Source organism: Streptomyces sp. NPDC048353 (assembly GCF_055587165.1).
In genome coordinates, this window is the sequence record NZ_JBVJGU010000001.1 from 146,639 (window position 1) to 170,652 (window position 24,014).

The 24,014-nt window shown below is 73.2% G+C and carries 23 protein-coding genes and 2 tRNA genes; 8 read left to right on the forward strand and 17 right to left on the reverse strand.

Features of this window, described 5'->3' with window-relative positions:
- The first annotated feature begins 12 nt into the window (after positions 1 to 12).
- Positions 13 to 1,815 (forward strand): AMP-binding protein, encoded by a 1,803-nt coding sequence (locus ACZ6RC_RS00670; RefSeq protein ID WP_469578402.1) that lies wholly within the window; start codon positions 13 to 15, stop codon positions 1,813 to 1,815.
- 59 nt (positions 1,816 to 1,874) lie between these two features.
- Here the strand turns inward: ACZ6RC_RS00670 and ACZ6RC_RS00675 are convergent.
- The 6 genes from ACZ6RC_RS00675 to ehuB form a co-directional block, all read right to left on the reverse strand.
- Positions 1,875 to 1,948 (reverse strand) — tRNA-Lys (locus tag ACZ6RC_RS00675).
- A 131-nt stretch (positions 1,949 to 2,079) separates the two neighbouring features.
- Positions 2,080 to 2,838 (reverse strand): IclR family transcriptional regulator, encoded by a 759-nt coding sequence (locus ACZ6RC_RS00680; protein ID WP_391143114.1) that lies wholly within the window; start codon positions 2,836 to 2,838, stop codon positions 2,080 to 2,082.
- 167 nt (positions 2,839 to 3,005) lie between these two features.
- The gene (gene ehuA, locus ACZ6RC_RS00685) at positions 3,006 to 3,758 is read right to left on the reverse strand and encodes an ectoine/hydroxyectoine ABC transporter ATP-binding protein EhuA (protein ID WP_391143111.1); all 753 of its coding nucleotides are present in this window, start codon (positions 3,756 to 3,758) and stop codon (positions 3,006 to 3,008) included.
- Positions 3,748 to 4,398 (reverse strand): ectoine/hydroxyectoine ABC transporter permease subunit EhuD, encoded by a 651-nt coding sequence (gene ehuD / locus ACZ6RC_RS00690; protein WP_391143110.1) that lies wholly within the window; start codon positions 4,396 to 4,398, stop codon positions 3,748 to 3,750. Before ehuD ends, ehuA begins: the two co-directional genes overlap by 11 nt.
- Entirely contained in the window at positions 4,395 to 5,054 is a 660-nt protein-coding gene (gene ehuC / locus ACZ6RC_RS00695; protein WP_391143108.1) for an ectoine/hydroxyectoine ABC transporter permease subunit EhuC, read from the reverse strand. The genes ehuD and ehuC overlap by 4 nt, the downstream gene beginning before the upstream one ends.
- Complete coding sequence (ehuB, locus tag ACZ6RC_RS00700) at positions 5,051 to 5,938, reverse strand: ectoine/hydroxyectoine ABC transporter substrate-binding protein EhuB (RefSeq protein WP_391143106.1); 888 nt, start codon at positions 5,936 to 5,938, stop codon at positions 5,051 to 5,053. Before ehuB ends, ehuC begins: the two co-directional genes overlap by 4 nt.
- A 107-nt stretch (positions 5,939 to 6,045) precedes the next feature.
- Between ehuB and ACZ6RC_RS00705 the strand changes: the two genes are divergently transcribed.
- Both ACZ6RC_RS00705 and ACZ6RC_RS00710 read left to right on the forward strand, forming a co-directional pair.
- A complete protein-coding gene (locus tag ACZ6RC_RS00705) occupies positions 6,046 to 7,122 on the forward strand; it encodes an LLM class flavin-dependent oxidoreductase (protein WP_469578408.1) in 1,077 nt (358 codons plus the stop codon).
- Positions 7,123 to 7,358: 236 nt separating this feature from the next.
- On the forward strand, positions 7,359 to 9,050 hold the full coding sequence (locus tag ACZ6RC_RS00710) for a glycosyl hydrolase family 18 protein (RefSeq protein WP_391143102.1): 1,692 nt from the start codon (positions 7,359 to 7,361) through the stop codon (positions 9,048 to 9,050).
- Positions 9,051 to 9,135: 85 nt separating this feature from the next.
- Here ACZ6RC_RS00710 and ACZ6RC_RS00715 read toward each other — a convergent pair whose 3' ends face one another.
- Positions 9,136 to 11,073, reverse strand: coding sequence for a putative bifunctional diguanylate cyclase/phosphodiesterase (locus ACZ6RC_RS00715; RefSeq protein ID WP_469578411.1), 1,938 nt, complete (start codon positions 11,071 to 11,073; stop codon positions 9,136 to 9,138).
- Between the two features lie 324 nt (positions 11,074 to 11,397).
- On the opposite strand from ACZ6RC_RS00715, the gene ACZ6RC_RS00720 reads away from it, so the two are divergent.
- Positions 11,398 to 12,678, forward strand: coding sequence for a M6 family metalloprotease domain-containing protein (locus ACZ6RC_RS00720; protein WP_469578414.1), 1,281 nt, complete (start codon positions 11,398 to 11,400; stop codon positions 12,676 to 12,678).
- A gap of 60 nt (positions 12,679 to 12,738) precedes the next feature.
- On the opposite strand, the gene ACZ6RC_RS00725 is transcribed toward ACZ6RC_RS00720, so the two are convergent.
- The 4 genes from ACZ6RC_RS00725 to ACZ6RC_RS00740 all read right to left on the reverse strand — a co-directional run bounded on the left by ACZ6RC_RS00725 (position 12,739) and on the right by ACZ6RC_RS00740 (position 14,358).
- Positions 12,739 to 12,812: transfer RNA gene (locus tag ACZ6RC_RS00725), tRNA-Lys, on the reverse strand.
- On the reverse strand, positions 12,803 to 13,474 hold the full coding sequence (locus ACZ6RC_RS00730; RefSeq protein WP_391143093.1) for a bifunctional DNA primase/polymerase: 672 nt from the start codon (positions 13,472 to 13,474) through the stop codon (positions 12,803 to 12,805). Before ACZ6RC_RS00730 ends, ACZ6RC_RS00725 begins: the two co-directional genes overlap by 10 nt.
- A 161-nt stretch (positions 13,475 to 13,635) precedes the next feature.
- The gene (locus ACZ6RC_RS00735; protein ID WP_391143090.1) at positions 13,636 to 13,992 is read right to left on the reverse strand and encodes a hypothetical protein; all 357 of its coding nucleotides are present in this window, start codon (positions 13,990 to 13,992) and stop codon (positions 13,636 to 13,638) included.
- 87 nt (positions 13,993 to 14,079) lie between these two features.
- On the reverse strand, positions 14,080 to 14,358 hold the full coding sequence (locus ACZ6RC_RS00740; protein WP_469579394.1) for a TetR/AcrR family transcriptional regulator C-terminal domain-containing protein: 279 nt from the start codon (positions 14,356 to 14,358) through the stop codon (positions 14,080 to 14,082).
- Between the two features lie 39 nt (positions 14,359 to 14,397).
- On the opposite strand from ACZ6RC_RS00740, the gene ACZ6RC_RS00745 reads away from it, so the two are divergent.
- Complete coding sequence (locus ACZ6RC_RS00745; RefSeq protein ID WP_469578417.1) at positions 14,398 to 14,652, forward strand: hypothetical protein; 255 nt, start codon at positions 14,398 to 14,400, stop codon at positions 14,650 to 14,652.
- On the opposite strand, the gene ACZ6RC_RS00750 is transcribed toward ACZ6RC_RS00745, so the two are convergent.
- Genes ACZ6RC_RS00750 through ACZ6RC_RS00765 form a run of 4 tightly spaced genes read right to left on the reverse strand, consistent with a single transcriptional unit; the run spans position 14,614 to position 19,433 of the window.
- Positions 14,614 to 15,942, reverse strand: a complete 1,329-nt coding sequence (locus ACZ6RC_RS00750; RefSeq protein ID WP_469578419.1) for an AAA family ATPase — start codon at positions 15,940 to 15,942, stop codon at positions 14,614 to 14,616. The genes ACZ6RC_RS00745 and ACZ6RC_RS00750 overlap by 39 nt on opposite strands.
- Positions 15,939 to 17,528, reverse strand: coding sequence for a hypothetical protein (locus ACZ6RC_RS00755; protein ID WP_469578421.1), 1,590 nt, complete (start codon positions 17,526 to 17,528; stop codon positions 15,939 to 15,941). The genes ACZ6RC_RS00750 and ACZ6RC_RS00755 overlap by 4 nt, the downstream gene beginning before the upstream one ends.
- Positions 17,519 to 18,631: a hypothetical protein gene (locus ACZ6RC_RS00760; RefSeq protein WP_469578423.1), complete on the reverse strand. Its 1,113-nt coding sequence runs from the start codon at positions 18,629 to 18,631 to the stop codon at positions 17,519 to 17,521. The genes ACZ6RC_RS00755 and ACZ6RC_RS00760 overlap by 10 nt, the downstream gene beginning before the upstream one ends.
- On the reverse strand, positions 18,564 to 19,433 hold the full coding sequence (locus ACZ6RC_RS00765; RefSeq protein WP_469578424.1) for a phosphatase PAP2 family protein: 870 nt from the start codon (positions 19,431 to 19,433) through the stop codon (positions 18,564 to 18,566). Before ACZ6RC_RS00765 ends, ACZ6RC_RS00760 begins: the two co-directional genes overlap by 68 nt.
- Positions 19,434 to 19,572: 139 nt before the next feature.
- Here ACZ6RC_RS00765 and ACZ6RC_RS00770 point away from each other — a divergent pair, with 139 nt between their 5' ends.
- Positions 19,573 to 20,175, forward strand: a complete 603-nt coding sequence (locus ACZ6RC_RS00770) for a histidine phosphatase family protein (RefSeq protein ID WP_453614230.1) — start codon at positions 19,573 to 19,575, stop codon at positions 20,173 to 20,175.
- 269 nt (positions 20,176 to 20,444) lie between these two features.
- Here the strand turns inward: ACZ6RC_RS00770 and ACZ6RC_RS00775 are convergent, their stop codons facing one another.
- Complete coding sequence (locus ACZ6RC_RS00775) at positions 20,445 to 21,734, reverse strand: tetratricopeptide repeat protein (RefSeq protein ID WP_469578426.1); 1,290 nt, start codon at positions 21,732 to 21,734, stop codon at positions 20,445 to 20,447.
- Between the two features lie 223 nt (positions 21,735 to 21,957).
- On the opposite strand from ACZ6RC_RS00775, the gene ACZ6RC_RS00780 reads away from it, so the two are divergent.
- Together ACZ6RC_RS00780 and ACZ6RC_RS00785 are read left to right on the forward strand one after the other, a co-directional pair.
- Positions 21,958 to 22,398 (forward strand): hypothetical protein, encoded by a 441-nt coding sequence (locus ACZ6RC_RS00780; protein ID WP_391143068.1) that lies wholly within the window; start codon positions 21,958 to 21,960, stop codon positions 22,396 to 22,398.
- Between the two features lie 98 nt (positions 22,399 to 22,496).
- The gene (locus ACZ6RC_RS00785) at positions 22,497 to 23,372 is read left to right on the forward strand and encodes a spermidine synthase (protein WP_469578428.1); all 876 of its coding nucleotides are present in this window, start codon (positions 22,497 to 22,499) and stop codon (positions 23,370 to 23,372) included.
- Positions 23,373 to 23,411: 39 nt separating this feature from the next.
- Here the strand turns inward: ACZ6RC_RS00785 and ACZ6RC_RS00790 are convergent, their stop codons facing one another.
- Positions 23,412 to 23,963 carry a hypothetical protein gene (locus ACZ6RC_RS00790; protein ID WP_469578430.1) on the reverse strand — a complete coding sequence of 184 codons (552 nt, stop codon included), beginning with the start codon at positions 23,961 to 23,963 and terminating at the stop codon, positions 23,412 to 23,414.
- Positions 23,964 to 24,014: the final 51 nt, after the last annotated feature.

Here is a 24,014-nt window from a genome sequence, read left to right on the forward strand (position 1 = left end):
ATGGTCCGGGCCATGAGGGGTGCGGACACCGTCGCGGAGCTCGTACGGCGCCAATGGGGCGACCACCGGATCGGACTGAGGGACGAGCACCACGCTCTCACCCACCACCAGGTCGCCGCGGGCGCCGCCGCGCGGGCCGCGCTGCTCGTGGACCTGCTGCCTCGGGGTGCCGAGCCGCACCTCGGGGTCCTGCTCGACAACTCACCGGAGTTCCCGCTCTGGCTGAGCGCGGCGGCCCTCGCGGGGGCCGCCGTCGCCGGGATCAACCCCACCCGGCGCGGGGCCGAACTGGCCCGGGACATCCGGCACACCGAGTGCCGGATCCTGGTCACCCGGCGTGCGTACCTTCCCCTGCTCGACGGCGTCCCGCTGCCGGGCGTACGGCTGCTGGTGACCGACACCGACGCGTACCGCGCGCTCCTCGCGCCGTTCGAGGGCGCGAAGCCGGGCGAGGCGGTGGTCCGCCCGGTCACGCCGGACAGCCGGATGCTGCTCTACTTCACCTCCGGCTCGACCGGCGCGCCGAAGGCGGCGATCTGCACCCAGCGGCGCCTGGCGGCCGCGGGCGGCTCGCTCGCCGCGCACTTCGCCGTGCGGCCCGACGACGTCCACTACGTCTGCATGCCGATGTTCCACGGCAACGCGGTGATCGCCGACTGGGCCCCCGCACTGGCGGCCGGGGCGGGGGTGGCGCTGCGGGCCCGCTTCTCGGCCTCCCGCTTCCTGCCCGACGTACGGGAGTTCGGCGCCACGTACTTCACCTACGTCGGCCGGGCGATCCAGTACCTCCTGGCCACCCCGGCGGGGCCGGACGACCGGGCGCACGGGCTGCGCCTCGGCTTCGGTACGGAGGCGGGCACGGTGGACGCCGCCCGCTTCGAGGCGCGGTTCGGCGCCCGGCTCGTGGAGGGGTACGGCTCCTCGGAGGGCGGCGCGGCGATCCAGCGGACCCCGGACACGCCGGCGGGGGCGATCGGGCGGGCCGCGCCGGGGGACGACTTGGCGGTGGTGGACCCGGCGACCGGCGCGGAGTGCGCGCGGGCCGTGCTCTCGCCCTCGGGTGGCCTGCTCAACGCCGAGGCGGCGATCGGCGAACTGGTCAACCGCGGGCCGAGCCCCTTCGAGGGGTACTGGCGCAACCCCGAGGCGGACGCGGCCCGGCGCAGGGGCGGCTGGTACTGGACCGGGGACCTCTTCTACCGGGACGCGCGGGGCTTCCTCTACTTCGCCGGGCGAACGGACGATCGGCTGCGGGTGGACAGCGAGAACCTGGCGGCGGCGGTGATCGAGGGGATCCTCTCCCGCTGGGATCAGGCGGCCGGGGTCGCGGTCTACGCGATACCCGACCCGGTCGCGGGCGACCAGGTCATGGCGGCGATCGCCTTGCGCGCCTCGGCGCCGGGCCCCGGCCCCGAGCCCGAGCCAGTCCCCAGGACCGGCCCCGACATCGGCGGCGCGCCCCCGCCCGCCTCCGCTTCCGGCCCCGACATCGGCGGCGCGCCCCCGCCCGTCTCCGCCCCCGGCCCCGCCTCCCGCGTCCGTTTCGACCCGGCCGGCTTCGAGGCCTTTCTCGCCGCCCAGACCGATCTCGGGACGAAGATGCCGCCGCGCTTCGTCCGGGTCGTGGACGAGCTGCCCCTCACGGCCACCAACAAGATCCACCGCGTGGCCCTGCGCCGGGAGGCCTTCCTCTGCGAGGACCCCGTCTGGTGGCGCCCCGCCCCCGGGGCGCCGTACGAGCGGCTGACCCCCGCCGCCGTCTCGGAACTCCGCGCCCGCCATGCCGCCCACGGCCGCCCGCTCCCGCCGCCCTGAGAGGGCGCATCGGGCGCACGAAGAAGCCCCCCGCTTCCGCGAGGGGCTTCTTCCGTCTGTGCGCCGCCAGGGACTCGAACCCCGGACCCGCTGATTAAGAGTCAGCTGCTCTAACCAACTGAGCTAGCGGCGCCTGCTGACAGAGAAAATACTACCCGGTCCCCAGGGGTGCTCCGGACCACCCCACGCGTCGCCACGCCGGGCGGCTCCTCACCCCCGCGGCCCCGGGCCCGCAGGCCGGGGCCGATGGTTTCCGGACACGCCCTAGATCGCCAGCGAGAGGACCACGGGCGCGGCTCTGCGGTTCAGGGTGTCCGCGGCGGAGCGCAGCCGGTGGGCGTGCTCGATCGGCAGGGAGAGCGCGAGGCAGCCCACGGAGGCGCCGGCCGTCAGCGGCACCGCCGCGCAGACCGTGCCCACGGCGTACTCCTGCAGGTCGAGCACGGGGACGGTCGGCGGCTGGCTGTCGAGCTTGGAGAAGAGCACCTTCTCGTTGGTGATCGTCCGGGAGGTGAGCCGGGCGATCTTGTGGCGGGAGAGGTGGTCCCGGCGGCCGTTCTGGTCGAGCTGGGTGAGCAGGCACTTGCCGACGGCGCTGGCGTGCGCGGCCGAGCGGAAGTCGACCCATTCGTTGACCTTGGGCGTCCGCGGGCCGTCGGCGAACTGGGTGATCTTCACCTCGCCGTCGATGTACCGGGAGATGTAGACCGCGGCTCCGACGGAGTCGCGCAGTTCGGTCAGGGTCTCCTGGAGCTTGCCCTCCAGGGCCTCGCGGCGGGTCATGCCGGAGCCCAGGAGGACGAGCGAGTCGCCGATGACGTACGCGCCGTCGGCGACCTGCTCGACGTACCCCTCGCGGCGCAGCATGAGCAGCAGGGACGCCAGATGGGCGACGGGCAGACCGGTCTCACGCGCGATCTGGACGTCCGTCACCCCGCCACCGTGCCGCGAGACCGTCTCGAGGACGCGCAGGGCGTATTGCACCGAGTGGAACGGCGCGGTGGGCTCGGGCTTCAGCGCCACGGTTTCCCCCTACCAGGTTGTGACCGCAAGCTTCCGTACCACGATAGCCGTCAAGAGCCGTTTCCGGGGCGGCTGTTGGCGAGTTTGATGCGGTGCCCCGGGGGGCTGCACTGGGGCTCACCCCCCTGGCATATGCCAGGGTCACACCTGCCCGACAGAGGCTCAGGTCAGAGCACCGCGCCGAGGAACTCGCGCGTGCGTTCGTGCTCCGGATCCGAGAAGATTTTTTCCGGGGAACCGGACTCGATCACCTTTCCGCCGTCGAACATCAGCACCTGGTCGGAGATGTCCCGGGCGAAGTTCATCTCGTGCGTCACGCAGATCATCGTGATGTCCGTCGTCCGCGCGATGTCCCGCAGCAGGTCGAGCACGCCGGCCACCAGCTCCGGGTCGAGCGCCGAGGTGACCTCGTCGAGCAGCAGCACCTGCGGCTCCATCGCCAGGGCCCGCGCGATCGCGACCCGCTGCTGCTGTCCGCCGGAGAGCTGTGCGGGTCTGGCCTCGCACTTGTCGCCGAGTCCGACCATGTCGAGCAGTTCGCGGCCGCGCGCCTCGGCCTCCTCCCGGCTCTTGCCGAGGGCCCGGACCGGGGCCTCGGTGATGTTGCGCAACACGGACATATGGGGGAAGAGGTTGAAGTGCTGGAAGACCATGCCGATCTTCTTGCGGACCTCTCGCCGGTGCTTCTCGTCGGCCGGGTACAGCTTTCCGCCGTTGACCCGGATGGTCCCCGCGTCGGGCTTCTCCAAGGTCATCAGGAGCCGCAGGATCGTCGTCTTTCCGGAACCGGAAGGTCCGATCAGGGTGACGTGCTCGCCGGGCCGGACCGAGAAGCAGAGATCGTCGAGGACGGTGTTGTCCCCGAACCGCTTGGTGACGTTCTCGAAGCGGATCAGGTCATGGTCGGTTTCAGTGGGCAAGGCGGCGCTCCAGGGTGCGGACGAGCAGGGAAGCGGGGTACGCGATCAGGACGAACGCCACACCGACCACGGTGAGCGGCTCGGTGTACTGGAAGGTGGCGGCGCTCTCCAGCCGGGACTGCTGGAGGAGTTCCAGCACGCTGATCCCGGCCAGGAGCGGGGTGTCCTTCAGCATCGCGATGACGTAGTTGCCGAGCGCGGGCGCGATCCGGCGCAGCGCCTGCGGCAGGATCACCGTCGTCCAGGTGCGGTGGCGGGGCAGGCTGAGCGCCGTGGCCGCCTCCCACTGGCCGGCCGGGACCGCGTCGATGCCGGCGCGGTACACCTGCGCGGTGTACGTCGAGTAGTGCAGCCCGATCGCGAGCGTGCCGGTGGTCAGGGCGGAGAACTGCACCCCCCACTCCGGCAGGACGAAGAAGAGGAAGAAGAGCTGCACGAGCAGCGGGGTGGTGCGCACGAACTCGGTGACGGCGTGCACCGGCCACCGGACGAACCGGCTGGGGGCCCGGAAGCCGAGCGCCCACACCAGACCGAGGGTGAACGAGAGCAGCGAGCCGAGGACGAGCACCTGGAGGGTGACGAGCAGCCCGTCCCAGAAGCGCGGCATGAAGTCCGCCACCGCGGACCAGTCCCAGTTCACTTGGCCACCACCCCCAGGTTCGCCTTGGTGCGTCGCTCCAGGGCCTTCATGGAGCGGGTGATCACCAGCGCGATCACGAAGTACACGAGGAGGGTGACGGTGTAGATCCCGCCGCTCTCCTGGGTCGCGAGCCGCACCAGGTACGCGGCGAACGACACGTCGCCGACGCCGAGCAGCGAGACCAGCGCGGTGCCCTTGAGCAGCTCGACGAGGAGGTTGCAGAAGGGCGGGATCATCTCGGGCACGGCCTGCGGGAGCAGGACCAGCCGCAGCCGCTGCCAGGGCGTGAGGCTGAGCGCGATGCCCGCCTCCCGCTGCGCCCGGGGTACGGCGTTCAGGCCGCCGCGCACGATCTCGGCGCCGTAGGCCCCGTAGGAGAGGCCGAGCGCGAGGATCGCCGCCCACATCGGGACGAGCTGCCAGCCGATCAGCGGCGGCAGCACGAAGAAGAGCCAGAACATCAGGATCAGCGCGGAGGTGCCGCGGAAGACCTCGGTGTAGAGCCCGGCGAGGAAGCGCACCGTGCGGGCGCGGTGGGTGCGGGCCGTGCCGACGGTGAAGGCGACCAGCGCGGCGAGCGCGGCGGAGGCGATCAGGAGCTGGAGGGTGATCCAGATGCCGGGCAGGACCCAGTTCTGCCAGAGTCCCGCGGTCATCGGCACAGCTCCTCGGCGGTGAGGGTGGTCATCTCGGACTCGGTGAAGCCGAAGCGCCGCAGGATCCGGAAGAGTTCGCCGCTCTTCTTCATCTTGTGCAGCTCGACGTTGAAGGCGTCCCGCAGGGAGGTGTCGGTGGGCCGGAAGGCGAAGCCGCCGCCGTCGATCTTCCGCTTGCCGTCGACGACGGCGGCGAAGGGTTCGGTGGCCTCGGCCTTGGCCGATTTACGCACCACGGAACGGGCGGTGAGGGCGGTCCCCGCGAACACGTCGACCCGGCCGGACTCGACCGCGTTCAACCCGGCGACCTGGTCCTGGAGGATCACGATGTCCTTCTCGGGGTAACCGGCGGCGACGGCGTACGCGATCTCGGCGTAGCCGCTGCCGGTGGCGAAGCGCGCCTTCCGGCGCACCACGTCCTCGTAGGACCGCAGGCCCTTCGGGTTGCCCTTGCGGACGATGAAGGAGTCGAGCATCTGGTACTCGGGGTCGGCGAAGAGGACCTGGGCGCAGCGCTCCTTGTTGATGTACATCCCGGCGGAGACGACGTCGAACTGCTGGGAGTTGAGGCCGGGGATGAGCGAGGCGAAGTCGGTCGCCACCGGCTGGACGTTCGCGATGCCGAGGCGCCGGAAGATCACCCGGGCCAGCTCGGGGGCCTCGCCGGTGAACGCGCCCTGCTCGTCGACGTAGCCGTAGGGCACCTCGCCGGCGATGCCGAGGCGGACGGTGCGCTGGGATCTGAGCCGGTCGAGGGTGTCGCCGGAGGCGACCCGCGCGCACCCGGTCGCGCCGAGCGCCGTGGCGGCGCCTGCGGCGGTGCCGACGAGGAGGGTACGGCGTTTGAGGCGTTCTGTCCTGCTGGATAGACCTATTCGAGCCATGGCGGCGCGGCTACCCGAACCCGAACATGTCAATCCTGCGGAATAAGCGGAGACACCCTCCTGTTCTGGTTCTCCGTACACACGTCTTTGCGGAAGGGTCGTCTACGGTGAGCGACGCGATTCGGGGCACGGCACACGGGGACTCGCCCGTACCGCTGTCCGTACTGGACCTGGTGACCGTCGGCAGCGGCCGGACGGCGACGCAGGCCCTGGCCACCAGCGTCGAGATCGGCAGGCTCGCCGAGCGGCGCGGCTACCACCGGCACTGGGTCGCGGAGCACCACTCGATGCCCGGGGTCGCCTCCTCCTCGCCGGCCGTGATCCTGGCCCATCTCGCCGCGCACACCCGCCGCATCCGGCTGGGCTCGGGCGGGGTGATGCTGCCCAACCACGCCCCGCTGGTGATCGCCGAGCAGTTCGGCACGCTGGAGGCCCTCGCCCCGGGCCGGATCGACCTCGGCCTCGGGCGCGCGCCCGGTACGGACGGTGCCACGGCCGCCGCCCTGCGCCGGACGGACCGGCCGAACGAAGGCGCCGACGACTTCCCGCAGCAGCTCGTCGAGCTGACCCGTTTCCTGGACGACGACTTCCCGGACGGGCACCCGTACGCCCGGATCCATGCCGTGCCCGGTCCGGTGCAGGGGCCGAAGGGGCGCCCGCCGATCTGGCTGCTCGGCTCCTCCGGCTTCAGCGCGCGGCTCGCCGGCATGCTCGGCCTGCCGTTCGCCTTCGCCCACCACTTCTCCGCGCAGAACACCCTCCCGGCGCTCGACCTCTACCGGGACTCCTTCCGTCCCTCGGAGGCGCTCGACGCGCCGTACGCGCTCATCGGCGTGGCCGCGCTCGCGCACGACGACGCGAAGGAGGCCCGCCGCCAGGTCCTCACCGGAGCGCTGTCGATGCTGCGGCTGCGCACGGGCCGGCCCGGCCTGATCCCGACGCCGGAGGAGGCGGAGGCGTACCCCTTCGGCGCGGCGGAGGAGGAGTTCGTGAACGGCTGGCTGGCGAACGTCGTGTTCGGCACGGCGGACGAGGTCCGGACGGGCCTGGACGATCTGCGCAAGCGGACCGGCGCCGACGAGCTGATGATCACGGCCAACGCGCACGGCGGAGAGGCGCGGCTGCGGAGCTACGAGTTGATCGCGGACGCGTACGGCCTGCCGGCACTCGGCGAAAGGCCTTAGGAAAGCGGCGGGTTGGTTCAGTCCGCAACGATCGGCCCCGTCTCCCCTAAGTGAACCTTAAACCGCTCGTCACCTGTGGTGGCGGGCGGTTCCTTTGTGTGCTGCACCTCTCTGACGAGGTCTTTCTTCTGTCAATTGGTCTAGTCCGCAATCTGGTTCAGACCATTGACGTGCCGTTCGCCCAGGGGCTATCACTTCACCAACTCCCGTCTCGCGTCACCCCTCGGAGGCCGAACGTGCACCCCCGCAAGCCCTTGATCGCCGCGCTCCTGAGCACGGCCCTCGCCGCAGGCGCCCTCGCCGCGACCGTCGGTCTCGGCTCCGCCCAGGCCGCCGACACCGCCACCCCCGCCGCCGCCTCCGACGGCAACGTGCGCATCGCGTACTACGACCAGTGGAGCGTGTACGGGAACGCCTTCTATCCCAAGCACCTCGACACCCGGGGCATCGCGAGCAAACTGGACGTCATCAACTACTCGTTCGGCAACATCCACCCCACCGAACTCACCTGTTTCGAGGCCAACAAGGCCGCCGGTGACGACAACAACCCCAACGCGGGCGACGGTGCGGGCGACTCCTACGCCGACTACCAGAAGTCCTTCGGGGCGGCCGACAGCGTCGACGGCGTGGCCGACACGTGGAACCAGCCGATCGTGGGCGTCTTCAACCAGTTCAAGGAGCTGAAGGCGAAGTACCCCCACCTGAAGATCAACATCTCGCTCGGCGGCTGGACCTACTCCAAGTTCTTCCACGACGCGGCGAAGACGGACGCGAGCCGCAAGAAGCTCGTCTCCTCCTGCGTCGACCAGTACCTCAAGGGCAACCTCCCGGTCGAGGGCGGCTTCGGCGGCCCCGGCAGCGCCGCCGGCATCTTCGACGGCATCGACATCGACTGGGAGTACCCCGGCTCCAAGGACGGCCACCTCGGCAACCACTACGGCCCCGAGGACAAGCAGAACTTCACGCTCCTCCTCGCCGAGTTCCGCAAGCAGCTCGACGCCTACGGCGCCGCGAACGGCGGCAAGAAGTACCTGCTGACCGCGGCCCTCCCGGCCGGCCAGGACAAGATCAAGCACATCGAGACGGACAAGATCGGCGCGTACCTCGACTACGCCAACATCATGACGTACGACATGCACGGCGCCTGGGACGGCGACGGGCCGACGTTCCACCAGTCCCCGCTGTACTCCGGCTCGAACGACCCGACCGACCCCATCGCGCCGGGCACCGAGAAGTACTCGATCGACAACGCGATCGACTCCTGGATAGACGGCAAGCCGGCCTACGGCATCGCCGGCGGCTTCCCCGCGAACAAGCTGACGCTCGGCTACGAGTTCTACTACCGCGGCTGGAAGGGCGTCCCCGCGGGCAGCGCCAACGGCCTCGCCCAGTCCGCCACCGGCGGCTCGGCCGCCCGCCCGCTCAGCCAGCAGGCCGGCATCGCGCACTACAAGGAGCTCGGCGGCATCGTCGACAACGCGGCCACGACCTTCTGGGACGACCAGTCCAAGTCCTCGTACTTCTACAAGGACGGCGAGTTCTTCACCGGCCTGAACCAGCGGTCCGTCCAGGCCCGCGTCGACTACGGCAAGCAGCGCGGTCTGGCCGGCGCGATGATGTACTCGCTCCTCGGCCTGGACAACGACATCACCCTGCTGAAGCAGATCAACGACGCGCTCGGCGGCACCACGACCCCGCCGACCACCCCGCCGACGACGCCCCCGACCACCACCCCGCCCACCACGCCTCCCACCACTCCGCCGACCGGCGGCTGCACCGCCCCGGCGTACGTGGCCGGCTCGGTCTACACCGGCGGCTCGCAGGTCTCCCACAAGGGCCGCAGCTGGAAGGCCCAGTGGTGGACCCAGAACGAGGAGCCGGGCACGACCGGCGAGTGGGGCGTCTGGAAGGACCAGGGCGCCTGCTAGCCGGCTGAACACCCCCTGAGCACTGCCCCCGCCCGGAATGTCCCTCCGGCCGGGGGCAGTTCCATGCCCGGAGGGCGGGGGCGGCTCACACCCGCAGCGGCGCGACCCCGATCAGCTCCGCGATACGGTCCGGGGCCACCGCCCGGGAGTAGAGCCAGCCCTGCCCCGTGTCGCAGCCGATCCGGCGCAGCCGGGTCGCCTGGCCCGAGGTCTCCACGCACTCGGCGGTGACCGTGAGGCCGAGCCGGTGCGCCAGCTGCACCAGCGCCTCCACGATCAGCTCGTCCGCGGGGTTGGCGTGCGCCTCGTCCTGGAAGCCCCGGACGAAGGACCCGTCCAGCTTCAGGACGGAGACCGGCAGCCGGCTCAGGTATGCCAGGTTCGAATAGCCCGTACCGAAGTCGTCGATGGCGATCCGCACACCCATGTCGCTCAGCGCCTGGAGCGCCTGGAGCGGCCGGCCCGCCGACCCCATCACCGCCGACTCGGTCAGCTCCAGTTGCAGCAGGTGCGGGGCGAGACCCGTCTCCGCCAGGATGCCCGCGACGTCCGCCACCAGGTCGGAGTCCCAGACCTGCCGCACCGCCACGTTGACGCTCACGAACAGCGGGCGGTCGCGCGGATGGTCCTGCTGCCACTGCCGGGCCTGCCGGCACGCCGTCCGCAGCACCCAGCGGCCCAGCTCGACGATGGAACCGTCCTCCTCGGCGATCCCGATGAACCGATTCGGCGGGAGCGAACCGAATTGCGGGTGGTTCCACCGCACCAGCGCCTCCACCCCGCGCACCACCCCGTCGGCCATGCACACCAGCGGCTGGTACTCCAGCGCGAATTCGCCGCGCTCCACCGCCGGCCGCAGCGTCGAGGAGAGCGCCTGCCGGGTCATCCGGTGCGCGTTGCGCTCCGGGTCGAACAGGGTCCAGCGGGCCTTGCCGTCCGCCTTCGCCCAGTACAGCGTGGTGTCGGCGGCCTGCATCAGACCCGTCGCGGTGGTCCCGCGGGCCCCGCGCTCCACCACCCCGATCGAGGCGGACACGGAGAGCCGCTGCCCGGCCAGGTCGAAGGGACGCTGCAGCGCGCACAGGACGGACTGGGCGAGATCGGCGAGCTGCTCGGTGCCGGTCGACTCCTCGACCAGGATCGCGAACTCGTCGCCGCCGAGCCGCGCCACCAGATGACCGCCGCTGCGGGTGTAGCCGTCGCTGTCGGCACACTCCGTCAGACGGCCGGCGACGGCGGCCAGGAGCCGGTCCCCGACCCGGTGCCCGAGCGTGTCGTTGACCGCCTTGAAGCCGTCGAGATCGAGGTAGCAGAGACCGATCCGCCCTGTTCCGCCATGCCTGTAGGACTCGTAAGACGATCCGATCTCGGCGCGCTCCTCCTCCTGCGCGGCCGCTTCCAGAGCCGCCGAGAGGCGCTCGAAGAAGAGGGCGCGGTTGGGCAGCCGGGTCACCGGATCGTGCATCTGGAGGTGGCGCAGACGGGCCTGGAGCTCGCGCCGGTCGCTGATGTCCGCGATCGAGAGCAGCACCCGGCGGCTGTCGGGGACGGGGGAGACCGTGACCTCGGCCCACAGGGACCGTCCGTCGGGGTGCTTGAGCCGGCGGGTGCAGCGGAAGCGGGAGCGGCGGCCGCGCAGCACTTCGCGGTACGCGTGCCAGGTGCGGCCGTCCGAGGCGAGGTCGACGAGGTCGGCGGCCGACTGCTCCCGCAGGGCGGCGGCCTCGGTGCCGAAGAGCGTGCCGAGCGCCTCGTTGGCGGTGACGACCACGCCGTCCTGGTCGACGACGGCCATGGCGAGCTGGGCGGCCCGGAAGGCGGCGCGGTAGTCGCGGAGTTCGGCGGCGGTCCGCGGGTCCGGGCCCGCCGGAGGCCCCGCGGGGGCCGCACCGGGTCCCGCCGTCGCGTCCTGCCGCCGCTCGCCCTCGGCCCGGGGGTCAGGATGACGCTCCGTGATCGGGTGCGCGGGCTCCCGGGCGGGCGGGGGCTGGGTGTGCACCGGTCCTTCGGGGGTTCCGCTCACCGCTGGCTCCCGTAGCGCAGTTGGGCCGTTCAGATGTGGTCGGGATGGTCGGCCAAGGAAAGTAGGCCGATCATAGAGGCTGGCCTGGGGGCCGATCCAGCTCCACGGCGTCCGTCCTGCCTCCCGGGGGGTGTGAGCGGCCGCCCCGCACACCCCGCTCGATCGTTTCTGTGCGGGTCTGACGCGGGACGTCGACGGTGTGACCGAATGTGACTTTCCGTGAGCTGTTGCGAGGGCGTGTCGCGTCGACCCCGTGGCGCCCGCTCACTCGACTGGGGCAGCGGAATAGTGCGAAATACCGCGAACCATCACAAGGTGGGTGTGGTGTCCCGCATTCCGGAGCCGGAGGTCCATGTGAGGGGTCAGCAGACACCCGGGGGAGTGGAGCGTCCGACGCTGCGTGCCTCGGCGGCGGCGTTCACCTCCCTCATGGCGCTCGCCGCGACCGGGCTCGTGGCGGGCCCCGCCGTGGGCGCGACCGCCGGACCCTGCGCCCTGCCCCGTACCGCCGCGCACCACTCCCTGGGCCTGGACACCTGGAACGGCTCCTACCCCCAGCCCACCCGCACCCTCGACGCGGTCATGATCTTCCTGTCCTTCCCGGACTCCACCCCGCTGGTCGGCCCCGACGACCTGACCGCCGACCACTTCCCCGGCACCAGCGACTTCTTCCGGCGCGCCTCCTACGGCCGGTTCACGCTGCGCGCGCACCCCCAGCGCGAGTGGATCGCGATGCCGCGGCCCTCCACCGCCTACGACATAAAGCGCGACTGGGACGCCGGCCGGCGTACGGCGTACCTGCACGACGCGATCGACGCGGCGAACGAGAAGGTGGACTTCGCGCGCTTCGACATCGTCTACCTGGTGGCCGACCCGGATGCGCCTGGCGTGGACTCCGACGCCACGAAGGTCGTCAACCTGGACCATCCGATCGAGGTCGACGACACGGAGATCAAGCGGGTCGTCACCGTCTTCGAGCGGCACCCGCCGGACCGCAACGTGCTGGCCCACGAGACCGGGCACGTCTTCGACCTGCCGGACCTCTACCACCGTCCCACCGACGGCAAGGGTGACTGGGACACCCATGTGGGGGACTGGGACGTCATGGGCAGCCAGTTCGGGCTGGCTCCCGATCTCTTCGGCTGGCACAAGTGGAAGTTGGGCTGGCTGGAGCGGAAGCAGGTGGCCTGCGTCCAGAAGCCGGGCGGGCGGCTGCTCAGTCTGGAGCCGCTGTCGGCGCCGCCGGTGGCGGGCGGCACGCTCGGCACCCGGCTGGCGGTGGTGCGGACGGGCCCGGGCACGGCGCTGGCGATCGAGGCGCGCGGGGCGACCGGCAACGACGAGGACACCTGCACGGAGGGGGTGCTGATCTACCGCGTACGGAACGAGGCGGCGTCCGGGGACGGTCCGATCGAGGTCGTGGACACCCATCCGCGGACCGAGGCGTGCTGGGACCGTTCGGTGTTCCCGCCGCTGGCGGACGCGCCGCTGGGGGTGGGGGAGACGTTCACCGTGCCCGGGGAGGGGACGCGGGTGGAGGTGGCGGACCGGACCAGGGCGGGGGTGTGGACGGTGAAGGTGACGGTGCCGGCCCGCCGCGCGTGACCCCGGGTGGCGGGGCGCACGAAAAAGCCCCCCGCTTCCGCGAGGGGCTTTTCCCGTCTGTGCGCCGCCAGGGACTCGAACCCCGGACCCGCTGATTAAGAGTCAGCTGCTCTAACCAACTGAGCTAGCGGCGCCTGCTGACGTCGTAGACCTTAGCATCCTGATCGGCGGGAGGAAAAATCGATATCCGCACGTCCGCGGCGGAGGCGGCGCGGACCGCCCGGACGCAGGCCCAGAGCATCACCTCGGGCCCCGGGAGCCAGGGGTGGCGGGTGTCGGGGGCGACGACCCAGCGCGGGCCGGTGGGCTGGAGCGGACGGAGCGGGGGGATGGTCACGGCGTCGCCGGTGCCGTGGCAAAGGGGCGGCGGGACGGAGTCGCCCCACTCCTCCCAGGCGAGCAGGGAGGGTAACCGCTGGGCCGTGCCGGGGGCGGCGAAGAGGAGCATCCGGCCGCGGTGGACGGCGACGGGCCCGGATCCGGGGCCCTCCGTCCAGAGCCGGTCGAGCATGCGCCGTCCGAAGATCGTGTCGACGTTGACGACGTCGAAGACGGTCCCGCAGGAGAGCACGGCGGGGGCGGCCGGGCGGGCCTCCCAGAGGGCGAGGGTGGAGCGCGGGTACGAGGCCGCGGAGGCGAGCCAGTCGGCCCCGGCGGCGGTGACCTGCGCGGTCTGGTGCCGCCCCTCGTCCCGCTCGCGGAGGAACCGGAAGATGTCGGGCCGGTCGGTCCGCCACTCGTCGGTGTCGCTCTGGGCGGGGCTCAGGGGGGTCTCGTCTCGCAGCCATGCGCTCATACCGCAAGGTCTACCGGGAGTGACCGGAACGTTTCAGAGAGTTGAAGGAAACCCGGACAGCGGGGCCGGGGGAGGAGTATCTTTCGCCCGGGTCATATGCCACACGGGTGGTGCGGGGGGCGCGTCAGGGGGGCGCACGCCGGCGCGCGCCGGCGCGGTGCTCAGTCCTCCGGCGGCCGTCCGCCGTTGCGGAGCAGATCGCGACCGAAGTCGATCATCCGGACGGCGTAGTCCTCGGTCCACTCCGCCCGCTCGGCGACATCCGCCGCGGTCAGCCGGTCGAAACGCCGGGGGTCGGCCAGCTGGGCCGCCGCGATCGCCTGGAACTCGATCGCCCGGTCCGTCGCCGCGCGGAACGCCAGCGTCAGCTCCGTGGCCCGGGCCAGCAGCTCGCGCGGATCCTCCATCGACTCCAGGTCGAAGAAGTGCTCGGGGTCCGCGGTCGCCTCGGCAGGCTCGAAGACCAGCGGCGCGGGCCGAAGCCGCCGCTGTCCGTTCCGCTCCGCGGATTCCGCCATCGTTCTTCTCCTCCTCGCACACCCGCGGCCCGGAGACCCGGGCCGTCCCCTCCATTGTCCCGCCTCGCGCAAGGGGGCGGGCGGCCGTCAGTCGCGAAGGCCGCGCAGACAGATCGCGAGCCCGCCGAAGAACTCCCGGTCGGCGTCGATCCCGCGCCCCCGGCGGGCGGCCTCGGCCAGGTGCGGGAAGCGGTCGGCGGGAAGCTCGGCGATGACCGCCGTGCCCGGCCCGGAGAGCGATCCGAGGTGTTCGAGCTGGATCCCCCCGACGACGTACGCGAGCAGCCCGCGCAGCGCGACGACCCGCCGTTCGCCGTCGACGCCCGCCTCGGCCAGGAGTCCGAGCACCGTCTCCGACCAGCGCATCAGCACGGGGCGCTGCTCTCCCCCCGGGCCTGGGGGCCGATGGTGCGGGCCGTCGCCGCCGGAACCTGGGACCTGCTGCGCGGCCGCGACACACCGCCCGTGCTCCGCCCGCACGGCGGACGGCTCGGCCTCCCCGCCGGCTTCCTCATCGGCGGGGACGGCCGGATCGTGGCCGTGAAGTACGGCACCCACCTCGACGACCAGTGGCCCGTGGACGAACTCCTCGCCCTCGCCGCGGCCGCGACCGCCGGCCGCTCAGGGGCGCCAGGAGACCCGGTGCTCCGCGAGGTGTGAGAGGACCGCGTGGTTCGCCTCCCAGCCGTCCGGGAACTTCATCGTCACGCCCAACTGCACCGGCTCCGTCGACGGATGGTCGTCGAGCAGGTCGGGCACGCCCGCCCGGCAGACCACCACGCAGGCGTGCCGGTGCCGCGAGGCCAGCACGCACAGGCGCCCCGTCTCCAGATGGAAGGCCGTGGCGTCCGGACGGCCGGACAGCGGATGCAGCACCACCGTCACGTCGTACTCCCGGCCCTGGAGGCGGTTCGCGGTGTCCACGGTCACGCCCGTGACACCCAGCTCCGCCAGGGCCGCCCGCACCGCCGCCGCCTGGTCGCGGTGGGCCGTGCCGACCGCGATCCGGCCGGCGGTGAGGGGGACGGGCTCCGGGCCCCGCTCCGAGACGGCGGCGCCGCCCCGGTCCAGGAGCCGGCGCACCACCAGCGCCACCGCCCGTACCGCCTCCGGATCCGTCCGCGGGGTGTGCCGGGCCGGCAGCTCCAGCAGGCCCCACCCCGACTCGGCGGCCTCGTCCAGGACCCGGTCGAACCCCGAACCGTCCGACGCCACCCCGAAGGAGAGCCGCCGCTCCCCGTGGCCCGTGCCGCTGCGGAACGGCGTGTACGGATAGAACGCGTCGGACACCAGCGGCGCCGCCGACGCCGGAAGCCGCCACGACACCGGCAGCCGGTGCTGCGGAAGCTCCGGATTGTGCGCGAGCAGCGTCGAGACCGCGCTCGCCGACGGGTCGTACGACAGCCCCGCCCACTGCTCCGCGCCGACCACCGAGAACGGGTCCAACTGCCCCGGATCGCCCACGAACAGCGCCCGCTCGAACAGCCCCGCCACCGCCAGCAGCGCGTCCGAGCGCATCTGGTACGCCTCGTCCACGATCGCGTGCGCCCACGGCTCGACGTTCTTCACGTGCGCCCACTTCGCGGCCGTCGAGATCACCACGTCCAGACCGGCGAGGTCCCCGGCCTTCGCCGACTTCCGTACGTTCTCCAGGTCGTCGAGCGCCTTGTCGTACGGGTCGCTGTCGTTGGAGTGCAGCCGCCCCACCGGCAGCCCCGGCTCCTTCTCCGCCAGCCGCAGCACCAGATCGTCCACCTGCGCGTTGGTCTGCGCCACCACCATCAACGGGCGGCCCGCGGCCGCCAGTTCGAGCGCGGCCCGGACCACGAGCGTCGACTTGCCCGCCCCCGGCGGGGAGTCCACCACCACCCCCCGCGCGTCACCGTGCAGGGTGTCCGCCAGGATGGCGCCCGTCGCCCGGGCGGCCTCCGCCCCGGGATCAAAGCTCACAGCACGTCCTCCGCGGTCACGGTGTCGGGCAGTTCCACGACGTCGGCGCGGGGCGGCCCGCCGTGCGTCCAGGGCGTCTCCTCCGGATCCGGCAGCTTCGCCCCCACCCGCTGGTCGTGCTCGAAGAGCGTCCAGGCGATCCGGTCGCCCTTCTCCGGCACCGACCCCGCCGCCGGCTCCTTCGACCGCCCCATCCGGTCCGTGACCCGCAGCACCAGCGAACCGTCCTCCTCGTACCGCACGAACTCGGCCGTCTGCGGCTTGCCCTCCAGCGAGCGGTACACCTTCACCCGCTCCCCCAGATGCGGCCGGTCGTCCGTCCGCACCGTCAGCAGCGGGCGCGGCGAGGGCCGCTTCGACTCCGACCAGGCCGGCGTCACCTCCACCACCTCGGCGACGAACGCCTCGCCCGACAGCCGCCGCCCCGCGAGCACCAGCGGATCGTCGAGGGCCTCCTGCGCCTCCAACTGCCCCTGCGCGGACTCCCTCGCCGCCAGCTTCTGCGCCGCCGTCACCGCGTCGTCCCGCCGGGGCTGCGGCGGCTCCCCGGCCACCACCCGGTCGCGGTGGCCGGTGAACGACCAGCGGTCGCGCGTCCACCGGTCCGCGACCCGGGACCCCTCCGGCAGCTCCCGGGCCAGGTCGACCGCCCGCCACACCGCGTCCCAGGTCGGCTTCAGCTGCGAGGCGATCAGCCGCCGGACCTCCCTCTCGGCACCGTGCAGGGCGCCGAGCCGCTCGTCGGCGCTCCGGCCGTCCTCGGCCGCGGCCAGCTCCTGCCTGGCCCGGTCGAAACGCTCGATCGCGGGCGCCAGCAGCCGGTTGTCGAACGCCGGGTCCGTCGCCGGCCCGGCCGGCGGGCAGAGCAACTGCCCCTCCCGGTCCCGGCCCAGCTCGGCCCGCAGCGCCGCCTCCGCGCCCGACTCCCCCTCCGGGGGATCGATCCAGGCCAGCAGCGCGCCCAGATGCTGGTCCTCCAGGGACGACTGGCCCGTCGCCCAGTGCCGGTTCAGCAGATCCGTCGCCGCCAGCAGCAGCGAGGAGCCCGGCACCCGCGCCCGCTCCCCGAAGTGCGTCAGCCAGCGGCCCAGCAGCGGCACCCGCGGCGGTGCCGGGAACGGCGTCTCGGGGTCCTGCTCCGCCGTCCGCCGGAACCGCGTCGACCGCCCGAGCAGCCGGACGTACTCCACACCCGCCCGGCTCGGCACGATCAACTGCGGCGCGTCCGCGCACAGTTCGACCTCGACCTTGACCTTCTTGCCGGTCTCCGGGTCGGTCTCGTTCCGCTCCGCGGCCTCGACCACTCCGGCGAACGCGTCGATGTACGGCAGCACCTCCCCGGCCAGGTCGGCGAGGAACGCGAACCGCAGGTCCCGGTCCCGGGGCTGCGCCACCACCAGCAGCCGGGGCTCCTCCCGGTCGGTCCCGACCAGGGCGCCCAGCGGCGCCCCCGCCTCGCCCGCCGTCGTCAACGGCACCAGGACCAGGGGCCGCGGCGACACGTGCCGGTGCAGGACCGTGGCCAACGGCTGCGCCCGGCCCGACTCGACCGCCTCGAATCGGGCGAGGGTGGAGATCAGCGACATGCCAGCGCCTCCGCCCGGAGCGCAGCCGCCCGGCGGACCGCGTCCACCGTCGGATCGTCCGGGTCGCCCGCCTCGCCGCGAGCCGCCGCGAGGACCTCCCCGATCGTCGTCAGCCCGCCCAGCTCACCGCGGACCGACCGGCCCAACGCCTCCACCGCCCCGGCGCCCCGCGCCCGCTCACGGCAGTGGAAGGCCAGCTCGCAGGCGGACAGGCACTCCGGCGCGTACGCGTGCGGCACCGCCTCCACCGCCTGCGCCAACTGCTCCGCCGAGCACCCCTCCACATCGAAGGTGACCCCCTCGGGGAGCGCGTCCGCGATCTCCTCGATCCGGGTCAGCCGGGCCAGCTGCCGCCGGGTCACCGACAACTGCTTGCGCACGTCCACCACGGAGCCCGCCGGCAGATTGGAGAAGTCCTTCGGGCAGACCAGCAGCACCGAATGAGCCACCCGCGCGCCGTCCGTGACCACCGCCACCCGCTCCAGGGCTAGGACGTACACCGCCGCCTGCCGGGCGGCCGCGCCGACCTTCGAGGCGTCGGCGGCCCCGTCGATCATCGGAAAAGACTTGATCTCCACGACCGTCCACCGCCCGTCGGGGTGGACCACGACCGCGTCCGGCTCCAGATAGGCGGGCGTCCCCGCCACCTCGAGGGCCAGCATCGGATGGTCGAGCAGCGCCCACTCCCCGGCCTCGGTCGCCTCGCGCAGCGCGAGCGCCGTGCGGGCCGCCCGCCCCTGCGGCCCGGCCGCCGCCAGATCGGGCATCCGCACCGCCCCCGGCTCCTCGATGCCGAGCAGCCGCAGCAGCTCACGGCCGCCGTCCGCCTTCACCTTCGCCTCGAAGGCGTTGCCCCGCATGAACGCGAACTGCGACTGGCCGAACGCCGCCGGAGAGCCGAGCTTCGACGCCAGCGCCGTCTTGTCGACCCCGGCCCCGTCGAGCAGCGCGCGCCGCCGGCAGCCGGGATTGGCGGCCAGCGCCGCCAGCGCCCGCGCATCCAGCGGACGCGGCACGGCGGCCGCTCCGCGCAGCTCAGCGAGCCGGTGCCGGAGTGTCGTCTGCGGAGGCCGAGGAGCTCCGCTGCCCAGGGAATCGCTCACCCGCCGAAGTCTCGCATCCCCCACTGACAACAGGGGAACGTACGCCTCCGGAGACCACCCGCAACCGGTCCGCGCACCGCGTCACCGGCCCCGCGAGCAGCAGGCCGAGCCCCATCACGGCGGCCCCCGCGACCGCGTCGAGGAAGTAGTGGTTCGCCGTCCCCATCACGACGATCACGGTCAGCAGCGGGTAGGCGACACCGAGGGCCCTGAACAGCGGCGTACGCCCGTACCGCCACAGCATCACCCCGCACCACAGCGCCCAGCCGACGTGCAGGCTGGGCATCGCCGCGTACTGGTTCGTCATCGCCCCCATCCCGCGCGGGGCGCTCGCCTCCGCGCCCCACCAGCCGTACGAGCTGAACTGCGCCATCGTGTCGACGAAGCCGTGGCTCGCGTCGAGCAGCCGGGGCGGGCAGGTCGGCAGCAGGGTGAAGCCGATCAGGCCGAGCAGGGTCGAGACCATCAGCCAGGTGCGGGCGGCGCGGTAGTGGCCCGGGCGGCGGTGGAACAGCCAGATCAGGACGGCCGGGGTGACGAGATAGTGGAGCGAGGCGTACGCGAAGTCGGCGGGGATACCGAGGGCGGGCGTCTCGGTGAAGAGCCGGTTGAGCGGGTGCTCGGCATTCAGATGGAGGAGCTTCTCGATCCGCAGGATCGCCAGGCCGTGGTCGACGGCGGTCCCGGTGTCCCCCCGGACGAGGAGCCGCCCGCCCGAGTACGCGGCGTAGACGACGGCGATCAGCAGCAGCTCGGTCCACCAGCGCGGTCGTCGCCCGGTGCGTACGGCCCTCGGATTCATACGCGCGTTCCCCTCTCGGACACGACCTAGGGGACGCCGGAACGGACCCGGGGGTTGCCCCCGCGTCGCCCTCCGTTCACGTACGCGATGATGGGGGGAGCACCGCACTTGTGAACCCGGTACCCCAGGGAGAGCCTTCATGGCACCGCGCATCCTGCTCGCCCGGCACGGCCAGACCGAATGGTCGCTGCTCGGACGCCACACCGGCAGGACGGACATTCCGCTCCTCGACGAGGGCCGGCGCGGCGCGAAGCTGCTGGGGGAGCGGCTGCACAGGGCGCCCTGGAACGGCCTCGCGGAGCTGGAGATACGCACCAGTCCGCTGTCACGCGCGCGTGAGACCTGCGAGATCGCGGGCTTCGGCGAGCGGGCCGAGGACTGGGACGCGCTGATGGAGTGGGACTACGGCGCCTACGAGGGGCTGACCCCGGCCCGGATCCAGGAGCTGCGGCCGGGCTGGCTGATCTGGCGCGACGGCGTCCCCGAGGGTGAGACCCGCGAGCAGGTCTCGGCCCGCGCCGACGAGGTCGTGGAGTGGGCGCGGTCGGCGGAGCGGGACGTCCTGGTCTTCGCACACGGCCACATCCTGCGCACGATCGCCGCGCGCTGGCTGGGCGAGGACCTCTCCTTCGGCTCCCGCATCCGCCTGGACCCGACGAGCCTGTCGGTCCTGGGCTGGGCGTACGGCGCCCCGGCGCTGGAGCGCTGGAACGACACGGGCCACATGGAGTGGGACGGCTGACCGGCCGCGGGCCGATCGCCGCCTCCCGCTGGCGCCCGTCTCGGGCTCGGGGCTGCCGGCCGACGGTGCGGCCCCGAGCACCCCGCGCCCCGCTTCCGGCACCCCGCTTCCGGCACCCCCGCCTCCCGCGCCCCGGCTTCGGCGTACGTCCCGGGCGGCGGGACGGCCCAGGGCCCGGCCCCCGAGCACGGTCGCCCCGCACGGCGTGCGCCAGGTGGCCGAAGCCGGCCGATCGCCGCCTCCCGGCCCCCGCCCCGGAGGCGCCCCCCTCAGCGGGCCGTGGCGAGGAGCTGCTGGGTCGTCGCCAGCATGCGGCGGATGCGGGAGGACTGGACGTCGCCCAGCGCGTCCACCACGCGCCGCGCCTCCGCCGCCGCCTCGTCCGGGCGGCCCGCATGGGCGAGGTCGCTCGCCAACTGGGCGCGGTAGAGCGCGAGGTTGCGGGCGAAGTGCGGGTTCTGCAGCACCGTCGCCCGGTGCGCGTGGCGCGCCGCGCGGCCCCACTCGCCCAGCGCTGACCAGCACTGCGCCTCCAGCGCCTCCAGCTCCGGCTCCCCGAAGAACGACATCCACTCGGGGTCGCCGTCCCCGGGGCCGCGCGCGAAGAGGGCGTGCGCGCGGCCGAGGGCCTGCTCGCAGGCGGTCCGGTCGCCGAGCCCCGCCCAGGCCCCGGCCTCCCGCAGGGTGAGCAGCGACAGCAGCCTGGCCGAGGAGAGCGGCCGCGCCGCCCGCAGCCCCGCCTGGGCGGCCCGCACCGCCTCCCGGTACCGCCCGGCGTCCCTGGCCAGGAACGACGTGTTGCAGAACGCGTGCGCCTCCAGCGCCGGATCGCCCGCCACGCGCGCGGTGGCGAGGGCCTCGGCGTAGTACGAGCGGGCGTCGTCCAGCCGGCCCGAGTCGTGGGCCAGCCAGCCGACCGAGATCGCCAGCTCGCCCGCCCCCGCGTGCAGCCGGTCCTCGGTGGAACGGCGGGCCGCGGTGCCCGCGTCGAGCAGGGCGTACGCCGTCCGCAGCGGCTGGGCGGCCGCCTGGTAGAGCCCCTCGGCGCCGTGCCGGTCGTCGAGCAGTCGGATCTGCCGTACGGCGTCCTCGACGGCCCGCACCTCGGCCTCGCCGATCCGGTGGGTACCGCGCGGGGCGGGGATCGCGGCGGCGGAGCCGGCGAGTCCCAGCGAGGCGGCCGCCACGGTGGCGGTGCCGCTCGTCATGAATGCGCGACGCAGCACGTCGCTCTCCTCATCGTTCCGGGTCGTGATGGCGGGCGGAGGCGGCGGCCCGGCCGGGACGGCGGACCGTCGGCCGCGTACCGCCTCCCGCGCCGAGAAGCCCAGGTCCGCCAGGCTCAGACCGGGGAACATGTGCAGGAACACCCGTTCGTACGCGTAGTTGGGGCAGCGGATCTCGCCCGCCTCCACGCGTCCGATGTAGCGGGGGTCGCAGGCCACCTGCTCGCCGATCTCCCGCGCGGCCCGGCGGACCGCCGCGGCGAACTCCGCCGGCGAGAGCTGTCCGCGGAGCCTGCGGAAGGCGAGATTGGGAACTGCCCGTGACATCGCCATGGCCGAGCCCTCTCCTGGTGCTACCGGTGTTCCGGCGGGCATGAACGTACCTGCTGTGACCAGCCGGGCACACAGAGTTTGGCCACAAATCGGATATCTCGTTCGCGATCTGCCATGAACTGCCATCCTTTGCGGCGGCGTGCCGCCGTAGCCGTTGACGCGCGCGAGCGTTGAACCATGCGGAGAGACGGAACGTGTCTTCTCAGAGCGAGGAGGGGTCCCCATGGTGGAGATCGGATCGCAGTCGACCGCGCGGCAGCTGCCCGCCCCGGACGCCGGCGCCCCGCACGGCGAGCCCTGCGACCTGGTGACCGTGCCCGTCCGGCAAGGCCTGGAGGCCGTCGACATCCTGCGCCGCGGCGGCGCCCCCGTCGTCGGCCCGGTCCTGCACGACGGCGCCTGCCACACCCTCGGCTTCCTGGTCCCGCCCGGCACGGCCGAAGGCTGGGACATGCCGGGCAGCGCCTGTACGCAGACCTCCGGCCGCGGCCTGCGCATCCCCGAGCTGCCGGAGCTGCCCGATCCGGCCGACGGCGGCGCGGCCCGCCCCGCCGACTGGCTGCTGCCGCCCGACGACGGCGGCCAGGTCACCGACCCGGCGGTGCTCCGCGAGGCGCTCGGCCAGGCGGCCCGCCTGATCGCCGCCGCCGACGGCTGCCACTGAACCTCCCCGACACCGCCGAGCCTTCGCGGTCGCCCCGCCGACCCACCCCGTACGGCCCGCCGGGCGGCCATCGAGCCTCCCCGACCGCTACCGGGATAATGGGTTCCGTGGCCAGGAACAAGCAGCGCGAACGGGCGGCGACCGCCGCCGCCGTCGTCGAGACCGTCGACGGCGGCCTCGCCGAACTCATACCCGACCGGGAACGACCCCGTGGGTGGACCCTGCTCATCGACGGCGCCCCCCAGTCGCACGTCGACCTCGACGACCCGGCCCACCTCTCCTTCGAGTACCAGCGGCGCCTCGGCCACATCGCCGACCTCGCCGCCCCGCCGAACCGGCCCGTCCAGGCCGTGCACCTCGGCGGCGGCGCCTTCACGCTCGCCCGCTACATCGCCGCCACCCGGCCCCGCTCCACCCAGCAGATCGTGGAACTCGACGGCCCCCTCGTCCAACTGGTCCGCCGTGAACTGCCCCTCGACACCGGCGCCCGCATCCGGGTCCGCTCCACCGACGCCCGCGCCGGACTCGCCAAGGTCCAGGACGGCTGGGCCGACCTGATCATCGCCGACGTCTTCAGCGGCGCCCGTACCCCCGCGCACCTCACCAGCATTGAGTTCCTCGCCGAGGTCCGCAGGGCCCTCAAGCCCGGCGGCTTCTACGCCGCCAACCTCGCCGACGGCCCGCCGCTGACCCATCTGCGCGGCCAGATCGCCACCGCCGCCACCGTCTTCCCCGAGCTGGCGCTCGCCGCCGACCCGACCGTGCTGCGCGGCCGCCGCTTCGGCAACGCCGTCCTCCTCGCCTCCGACCGGGAGCTGCCGGTGGCCGAGCTGACCCGCCGGGTGGCGACCGACCCGCACCCCGGCAGGGTCGAACACGGCAGGGCCCTCGCCGACTTCACCGGCGGAGCGACCCCGGTCACCGACGCCGGCGCCAAACCCTCACCCGTACCCCCGGCCGCCGCCTTCCGCTGAGCCCGCCGGACACCGCCGTGCCCCGACCGGACGCCGCCCCTACCGGTCGTCGATCTCCACCCGCGGCGCCGTGTCGTGCCAGACGCAGAACACCGACAGCTCGCGGCCGTCCCGGGTGAAGGTGACCCGGATCCACGTCGGCTGCTTCCACACCTGCATCTGCCACCCCGACGACGGTGTCGCCGAGACCAGCTCCGCCGACGTCGCGCCGAGCTCGAACACGACCCGGCCGCCGTCCACGGTGTAGCCCTTCACCCGCCCCCCGCCGTCCGGCGGCGGCGAGGCCGTGGGCCGGTCCGACGGGCCGGACGCCGAGGATGCCGAGGGGGAGCCGCCCGTCTTCCGCGGCGCCGACGGCGTCGCGGAGGGCGTGGCCGACGGGCTCGGCCGCTCGCTCGGGGAGGCCGAAGGGGAGGCGGTCCCGGACGCCGCGGCCCCGGTGGCGCCGGCCGGGATGGGCAGCGCGCGCGGCGGGTCGTAGACCGTCCCGGCCAGCACCGTGTGCACCCCCCACCAGGAGAGGGTGACCGCCGCGCCGGTGGCGAGCGACCACGCCAGGGCGTGTACGAGTCCTCTACGCATCCGGGCCATACTGCACCACCACCCGCACCTGCGTCCCGCAGGGTGGAGCTTGGTCCACGT